Source organism: Streptomyces chryseus (genome assembly GCF_014650755.1).
In the GTDB taxonomy this organism is placed as follows: domain Bacteria; phylum Actinomycetota; class Actinomycetes; order Streptomycetales; family Streptomycetaceae; genus Streptomyces; species Streptomyces chryseus.
The window spans coordinates 1-1904 of the sequence record NZ_BMVO01000068.1 but is presented as its reverse complement, the minus strand read 5'-3'; the positions used below and the strand labels follow the sequence as shown (position 1 = coordinate 1904).

At 66.8% G+C, this 1904-nt stretch carries 1 protein-coding gene and 1 pseudogene; one reads left to right on the top strand and one right to left on the bottom strand.

The genetic code is table 11. From position 1 onward, the window contains the following. Positions 1-838 precede the first annotated feature (838 nt). A pseudogene (locus tag IE185_RS32780) lies at positions 839-1653 on the top strand (IS5 family transposase). Positions 1654-1673: 20 nt separating this feature from the next. Here the strand turns inward: IE185_RS32780 and IE185_RS32775 are convergent. Then, on the bottom strand, positions 1674-1904 hold a 231-nt coding region (locus tag IE185_RS32775; protein WP_308432853.1), incomplete at its 5' end, for a transposase family protein.

Sequence of the window (1904 nt, the reverse complement as noted above, 5' to 3'; positions counted from 1 at the left end):
CACCACGCCACTCGAACGTGACACTCCACTTACCGTCACCGGTTCTCAGTCAGGCACTGAGACAACGCTGGGACGCGCTCGAGGCGTCGGCGAGCATCTACCAGGGTGGATACCTCACTGGAACCGCTGGACGGCACGGTGGAGCTGGCGCGGCGGGCCGGTATGGCGATTCCGGCAGGGGAGCCCTCCTGGTCCGGGGATGCGGTGTCCATGAGGCTGGAGCACGGTGCCCACACGCTCACCGTCTACCGGCGCATCTCACCGAACCGGGGAGGAACCGGCCATCGCCTCGTATGCCATGGATCCGTTTTCTAGCGACATGGCCGAGACTCTGCTGCCGTCCCTGCTCTGAAGAGCTTCTTCCGTAGGCGTCACCATGCCGTTCGGCTCGCCGTGTTGTCTCGCCACTCCCGGCCGATCGACCGCATCAGGGGCCGGGTACACCCCCAGGTACCGGAAAGGCTTGATGGCGAGCCGGCGTTGCCCAGCCTGGGGCAGGACGTGTGTGGTCCGGGTCGGTGCCGTGGCGACCCCTACGACACCTCCGACCGTGCGAGGTCCTTGAAAAGACTGGTGGCGCTGGGCGCCGGCCGGTCCTCGCGCGTTCTGCCCCCACGGGCCCCTCGGGTTCGGGATCCTCGTTGGATGAGCTGCCTCACGGTGACGCGTTTCTCCTCACGAGCTTCGAGCTCTGGACACGGCGCGCGCCCGTGCGGCCTTGCGGCGCCGCGCACGGCTGATGAGGTGGCGGGCCTTGGAGCCCTGGAGTTAGAACTCCTAACGAAATGATCTTCGAGGTGGTTGGATCGCTCCGGGAACGTTGATCCGGGGGTGTGGGATGGCTCGGCCGAAGCCGTGGGATGTCGATGACGAGTTGTGGGCGGTGATCGAGCTGTTTCTGCCCAAGGTGGAGCGTCGGGCTCGCCATCCGGGGCGCAAGCGGCATCCGGACCGGCTGGTCTTCCAAGGCATCCTGTTCGTGCTGCACACCGGAATCTCCTGGGAGCATCTGCCTCAGGAACTCGGTTTCGGCTCGGGCATGACCTGCTGAAGCCGTCTGGCCGAATGGACCGAGGCCGGAGTGTGGCCCCGGCTCCACGAGGTCCTCCTCGCCAAGCTCCGCGGCGCCAACGTCCTGGACTTCTCCCGGGCAGCGGTCGACGGCTCCCACATCCGGGCGTCAAAAGGGGCGCCAAGACGGGACGAAGTCCTGTTGACCGGGGCAGAACCGGCAGCAAACACCACCTGATCACCGACGCCACCGGCGTCCCGCTCGCCGCCACACTCACCGGCGGCAACCGCAACGACGTCACCCAGCTGATCCCACTCCTCCAGGCCGTGCCGCCCGTGCGGGGTAAACGCGGCTGGCCCCGCCGCCGCCCCGACGTCGTGCTCGGCGACCGCGGCTACGACCACGACAAGTACCGCCGCCTGGTCCGGGGGCTCGGCGTGAAGCCGCTGATCGCCCGCCGCGGCACCGAACTCGGTTCCGGCCTGGGCACCCAACGCTAAGTCGTGGAACGTGCGTTCGCCCACCTGCACTGGTTCCGCCGCCGACGGATCCGCTGGGAGATACGCGACGACATCCACGAAGCTTTCCTCATTCTCGGATGTGCACTCATCTGCTGGCGACGCCTGAAGTCATTCCGATAGTAGTTCTTAGTGAGCCTCTTTCATCCTGAATAGTCGCAGGTCAGCAGGGTGTGGATGGCTTGGACGGTGCGGCTGATGCGTCGGGTCGAGCAGCGAGCTCTGCGCGTGATGTGCCAGGACTTGAGTCGGGCAAAGGCTCGTTCGCCGGGGGCGCGTAGTCGGGCGTGGTCGCGGTTGAACTGCTGGTAGTGCACGGGCTGTTCGCTGTGGTGGTAGTACGGGGTGCGGAAGGTGGCGCCGGCGCCCTGGTA